Annotated in this window: 5 protein-coding genes; 4 read left to right on the top strand and 1 reads right to left on the bottom strand. The window is 63.8% G+C overall.

All coding sequences use genetic code 11. The features are described 5' to 3' along the window. Nucleotides 1–236 precede the first annotated feature (236 nt). The 4 genes from QZY03_RS16105 to QZY03_RS16090 all read left to right on the top strand — a co-directional run bounded on the left by QZY03_RS16105 (nucleotide 237) and on the right by QZY03_RS16090 (nucleotide 4713). Nucleotides 237–1568, top strand: coding sequence for a paraquat-inducible protein A (locus QZY03_RS16105; protein ID WP_295582797.1), 1332 nt, complete (start codon nucleotides 237–239; stop codon nucleotides 1566–1568). Beyond that, nucleotides 1495–3216, top strand: a complete 1722-nt coding sequence (locus QZY03_RS16100) for an MlaD family protein (protein WP_295582795.1) — start codon at nucleotides 1495–1497, stop codon at nucleotides 3214–3216. The genes QZY03_RS16105 and QZY03_RS16100 overlap by 74 nt, the downstream gene beginning before the upstream one ends. Continuing rightward, nucleotides 3213–4157 carry a PqiC family protein gene (locus tag QZY03_RS32140; protein ID WP_363182419.1) on the top strand — a complete coding sequence of 315 codons (945 nt, stop codon included), beginning with the start codon at nucleotides 3213–3215 and terminating at the stop codon, nucleotides 4155–4157. The genes QZY03_RS16100 and QZY03_RS32140 overlap by 4 nt, the downstream gene beginning before the upstream one ends. A 106-nt stretch (nucleotides 4158–4263) precedes the next feature. Continuing rightward, nucleotides 4264–4713 (top strand): hypothetical protein, encoded by a 450-nt coding sequence (locus QZY03_RS16090; protein ID WP_295582793.1) that lies wholly within the window; start codon nucleotides 4264–4266, stop codon nucleotides 4711–4713. A gap of 18 nt (nucleotides 4714–4731) precedes the next feature. Here the strand turns inward: QZY03_RS16090 and QZY03_RS16085 are convergent, their stop codons facing one another. Beyond that, a complete protein-coding gene (locus QZY03_RS16085) occupies nucleotides 4732–5412 on the bottom strand; it encodes a response regulator (RefSeq protein WP_295582791.1) in 681 nt (226 codons plus the stop codon). Nucleotides 5413–5537: the final 125 nt, after the last annotated feature.

The following is a 5537-nucleotide window of genomic DNA, read 5'->3' as shown; positions in this document are numbered from 1 at the left end:
GCTTTAGCCGGTCCGGCGCGCAGGCACCACTGATTTTATTTGAGATCTCGGGAATCGCCACCGGCTAAAGCCTCGACCTCCAGTTGCGGACAGGCCGTCGCTGGCCGGAACGATGATCAAGGCCCCGCAGGGATTATCAACCGAACTCGGTTACGACAACGACAACGACAACGACAACGACAACGATGGATCTGCGACGGGAGGTCCGCGGAGCGGACCCTACAACCGATTCCCCTATGCACGACACCCTGACCGAATGTAAGGAATGCGGTCTGCTCCAGCGCAATCCGCCGCTGCCGCCCGGCGGCTCCAGCGCTTGTGCTCGGTGCGGCTGCGCTCTGCATCGCGACCGGCCGGATAGTCTCAACCGGACGCTGGCGCTGACGATCGCCGGTTTGTTGCTGTTTATCATCGCGAACAGTTTTCCCTTCTTGTCGTTCTCGATGCAGGGTCAGGGGACGCAGACTACGCTGTTCACCGGGATACTGGATCTGTATGACCAGGGCAAGTGGGAGATCGCCGCGGTGGTGGCCTTCACCAGTGTGCTGGCGCCCGGACTGCAATTGTCGTTGCTCCTGATCGTGCTGGTTCCGCTGACGGGCAACCGGATGCCGCGCTGGCTGCCGACGCTGTTCCGTTATGTCCGTTCTCTGGCCCCCTGGGGCATGATGGATGTCTTTATGCTTGGCATCCTGGTGGCCGTGGTCAAGCTCTCGGAGATGGCGACGATCGTCCCCGGCGTCTCGCTCTTTGCCTTCGCCGCCTTGATTTTTGTTCTCGCGGCGGCGCAGGCGGCGCTGGACCCCGATCTGGTGTGGTCACGGGTGCCGGTGCGCAGCACGGTCTTCCGTCCACTGGAGCCGGGCGAAGGGTTCATCGGCTGCGATGTCTGCGAACTGGTGGTCCCGCAACGGGCCGCCCTGTTCGACGGGCGCCGCGCACGCTGTCCGCGCTGCACCGACGTGCTGCATCATCGCAAGCCGCGGAGCATTCAGCGCACCTGGGCGCTGGTCCTGGCCGCCGTGATCCTTTACATTCCGGCCAACGTGCTGCCGGTGATGACGGTGACATCGCTCGGACGCAGTCAATCGGATACTATTCTGAGTGGTGTCATCTTTCTGCTGACGCATGGGATGTGGCCGCTGGCGGTGGTGGTGTTCCTGGCCAGTGTCTTCGTGCCGTTGCTCAAGCTTTTGATTCTGATTTTTTTGCTGATTTCGGTGCAGATTCGCTCACCGTGGCGTCCGCGCGAGCGCACCCGCCTCTATCGGATCACCGAGACGATCGGCCGCTGGTCCATGGTGGATGTTTATGTGGTGACGATTCTGGTCGCGCTGGTGCGCTTGGGCAATCTGGCCAGCATTGAGGCAGCGGCGGGCGCCATCTTTTTCTGCGCGGTCGTGGTCATTACCATGCTTGCCGCCATGTCATTTGATCCCCGTCTGATCTGGGATCGTCTGGAGCGAACCGGGGTGCAGGGGAGGGGATCGGATCATGTCAGCGACCGAGAACGGGACTGTTCCGCCCCCGGCGGCGCCAGTGGAAGCGTTAACGGAAGGCCGGCCTGAGGACACTGCCGGAGCGCCGCTGCCGCAGGCGATCACGATCCGCCGCGATCGGGTGTCGATCGTCTGGCTGATCCCGCTGGTGGCGTTGATCATCGGCGGCTGGCTGGCGTTCAAGACCTTCTCCGAGCAGGGACCGACGATTGACATCCAGTTCGCCACCGCGGCCGGACTCCAGGCCGGCAAGACCAAGGTCAAATTCAAAGATGTGGATGTCGGCGAGGTCACCAGCATCGACGTGAGCGATGATCTCAAGAGCGTGGTGGTCACCGCGCAGCTCAAGCACGGCGCGGCCGATTACCTGACGCGCAGTACGCGCTTCTGGGTCGAGCGTCCGCGGGTCACCGCCAGCCGGGTCTCGGGCCTGGATACCTTATTGTCCGGACCCTTTATCGCCATTGATCCGGTGGCCGAGGGCGACGCCGAGCGCCACTTCGTGGGTCTGGAGGAGCCGCCGCTGTTCACCACGTCCGAGCCGGGCAAGCGGTTCCAGTTGCGCTCGCCGACACTCGGCTCGCTCAACATCGGCTCACCGGTCTATTACCGTCAGATCCAGGTGGGGCAGGTGGCCGGCAATGCGCTGGATGCGGACGGGCGGGCCGTCAGCATTGAGGTCTTTATCTCTGCCCCTCATGATCGGCTGGTCACCCGGGACACGCGCTTCTGGAACGCGAGCGGGGTGGACTTCTCCATCTCGACGAACGGGGTCCAGGTCGATACCCAGTCGCTCCTGTCGGTGCTGATCGGCGGCGTGTCTTTCGATACGCCGGATACCATCGATGGGGCGCGCGAACCCGCGGCGGTCAATGACGTCTTCCCCCTCTATCAAAGCCGCGAGGAGGCCCACGCCAAGACCTACGCGCACAAGGAACGCTATCTGTTGTTCTTCCAGGGGTCGGTGAACGGCTTGAACGTGGGTGCCCCGGTGTTGCTGCGCGGGATCAGTATCGGTCGGGTGCTGGATGTGCAGTTGACCTTCGATCCGGAGGACTTCGAGTTTCAGATCCCGGTCTTAATCGAGGTCGAACCGGAGCGTATCGGCGTGCGCGGCGACCGCGGCCGGATCAATCAACAGGGGGTGGTCGAGCGTCTGGTCGCCAACGGCTTGCGCGGTCAGCTCAAGTCCGGCAGTCTGCTGACCGGCCAACTCTATGTAGACTTGGACTTCCATCCGAATGCCCCGGCCCAGCCGCTCGGGAAGCATGGCGAGTACGCCGTGCTGCCGACGGTGCCGGCTCCGCTCGATGCCCTGACGACCAAGGCCAACAGCATTCTCGATAAACTGGACGCCCTGCCGATCCAACAACTCGGCCAGGACGCGGCGGGGGCGCTGGCCAGTGCCAACGCGCTGCTCAGTTCCAAAGAGTTGCGGGGGGCGATCGTCGAGGCCGATGCTGCATTGGCGGCGTTTCGACAGACCGCGGAGCGACTCAATTCCCAGATCGCACCGGAACTCAGCACGGCCCTGCGGGACACCTCCGCGACCCTCACAGCCGCCGGCGCGATCGTGTCGGAGAATGCCCCCATGTACATCGAGATGCAGCGTATGTTCCAGGAACTCTCGGCGGCCGCGCGTTCAGTACGGCTCCTGACCGACTACCTGGAACGTCATCCGGAAGCGCTGCTCAAGGGCAAGGGAGGCGGGCGATGAACCGCGCGCGAACGGCCGGCCGCCAACGGTTGGGGATCATGCTCCACGGAATCCGGTCCTGGCCCCTGGTCTGGATGTTGGCGGTCGCCGGCTGCGCCAGTTCACCGCCATCCACCTTTTTTTCGCTCTCGCCGCTGCCGGCGGCGGCCGGGCAGGGCGCCATGACGGGCGGCGCGCTCGGGATCGGGCTGGGGCCCGTGACTTTTCCGGCTTTTCTCGATCGGCCGCAGATCGTTTCGCGGGACGCCGGCAACCGTTTGGCAGTGGACGAATACAACCGCTGGGGCGGGACTATCCAGGACGACTTCCTGCGGGTCTGGAGCGAGAATCTGTCGTACCTGGTCGGCACTAGCCGGATGGTGCTGTTTCCAAGTGAGGTCCGGTACCCGCTGGACTTCAGGGTTACCGCGGACATCCTGACCTTCGAGGGCACACCCGGCGGCGAGGCCGTGCTCAAAGTGCGTTGGGCGGTCCTCGACCCATTGCTCGAACGGGCGCTGGCCGTGCACGAGAACACCTATCGCCAACCCCTGCGTCCGCCGGCCGATCATGCGGCACTGATCGCCGCGATGAGCGCGGCCCTGGGGGCCTTCAGCGCGGACGTGGCCGCCGTGCTGCGGACCCTGCCCAAGCCGCTGTCCACCGGGGAGCAACCCGTCGCTTGGGGTGAGGAACGAACCCCAACATTTCAGCGCTTTACGTTTGGCTGCTCGTTGGGCTTCGTTCCTCAGCCCAACCTACAAGGAATACTTGCCGAAACGCGAGAGCGATGCCCATCTTCAAGCGTCGCGGTGGCCGGATGGGCATCGCTCTCGCTCTGCCCATCCTACGCGCCGCTGCGACCACATCACTTTGGACCGCACCTGCATGGCGGTGTCCAGCAGCGGCGATCACTTGTAAACTGTACGACAGGACATCACGTCCTTCAGACCCCGGCCTGATGTATCAGGGGTCATGGGCGCGCGGTCACTGCCAGACCCCGCGATCGACCCGCAATGAAAAAAACCAGACAGACCCGATCGTCTCTCGTGACAAGGTGGAGCAGCAATGACCGATTTCACGGTATGCCATGAACAGAATCATAAAATTACGGAGTTATCGAACGTTTTTCTGTATCTGATCCGCGAGCGCTCGATGTGTGATACCGAGTGTGCACGCAATCTTTTTTTTGAGTATGTCAGCCGCGTCCGGGAACACATGGAAAAAGTCGATGCCCAGATCTGCGGTCACCTGATCCAGACCCAGGACCGCGACATGACCAATACCGCAAACCGGTTTTTAGCCGGATCGCAGGAGATCAAGCGGATCTTCGCCACCTACGTCAGAGACTGGAGTGATGAGCGGCGGCGCGAATTGCGGATTGGCGATCACGACGCCTTCGTCAGGGACACCAATCAGGTGTTCGGGCTGGTCATGGACCGCATCCAGCGCGAAACGGAGCACCTGTATCCCCTGGTGCGCAAGCTGGAACAGCCCCGGCCCGCGTCAGTCGCCTGACCCGGCCGGCGACGCCGTTCAATCCGACCGGGACCTCAATGCTTCCTGTGCCTCGCGCAGGGCGCATCGGGCCAGGTCAAGGTTGCGGCCGGTGATTGCCTGCCCCAGTTGCATCGCGACTGGTTCCAGTGTGGTCTCGATCAGTGGCGCGAACTCCGACCACGTCTCAGCGACATCACCGGTCGGCAACTGACGCTCCAACTGGTCCAACACCAGATGAACCAAGGCCCGATCCGCCTCGGCGGGCAGCGGCGCCGCGACCGGTGTCGGCCGCTCCCCCGGTAACGACCGCGCGAGCCAGCGCAACAGGGCCGCGAACAGCGCTTCGGGTTCCACCGGCTTGGCAATGTGGTCGTTCATCCCGGCCTCCAGACAGCGTCGGCGATCGTCCGCGAAGGCGCTGGCGGTCATGGCCAGGATGGGCAGCGATGCCTTTCCGGGCAGTTCGCGGATGGCGCGGGTGGCGTCCAGACCATCCAGCACGGGCATATGCATGTCCATCAGGACCAGGGCATAGCTGGTGTTGCGGATCCGTTCGACCGCCTCCCGGCCGGTACCGACCACATCGACGACCAGCCCCAAGTCTTCCAGCAGTTCGACCGTCACCGCCTGATTGACCGGTTCATCTTCAGCCAACAACACCCGCACGCCGCGGTAGCGGCGCGACAGTTCCTGTTCCGCCGACCAGCCCTGAAGCATAACCCTGCCGCCGACCGACATCGGGCATCGTCGGCGCCGGTCGGCGCTGGCGTTGGCCATTGCGGCATGGGTTTGACCTCACCAGGGAGGCAACGGGACGCCCGGGCGGGTACCGGAAGGGTGGT

Source organism: uncultured Lamprocystis sp. (genome assembly GCF_903933125.1).
GTDB lineage: Bacteria > Pseudomonadota > Gammaproteobacteria > Chromatiales > Chromatiaceae > Thiodictyon.
Note: the sequence above shows the minus strand (reverse complement) of the source record. Positions and strands in the feature narration are given on the sequence as shown.

What these genes read in the sequence shown, in the direction of transcription:
- QZY03_RS16105 (WP_295582797.1), top strand. Translation starts at nt 237, where the DNA reads ATGCACGACACCCTGACCGAATGTAAGGAATGCGGTCTGCTCCAGCGC.
- QZY03_RS16100 (WP_295582795.1), top strand. Translation starts at nt 1,495, where the DNA reads ATGTCAGCGACCGAGAACGGGACTGTTCCGCCCCCGGCGGCGCCAGTG.
- QZY03_RS32140 (WP_363182419.1), top strand. Translation starts at nt 3,213, where the DNA reads ATGAACCGCGCGCGAACGGCCGGCCGCCAACGGTTGGGGATCATGCTC.
- QZY03_RS16090 (WP_295582793.1), top strand. Translation starts at nt 4,264, where the DNA reads ATGACCGATTTCACGGTATGCCATGAACAGAATCATAAAATTACGGAG.
- QZY03_RS16085 (WP_295582791.1), bottom strand. Translation starts at nt 5,412, where the DNA reads ATGCTTCAGGGCTGGTCGGCGGAACAGGAACTGTCGCGCCGCTACCGC.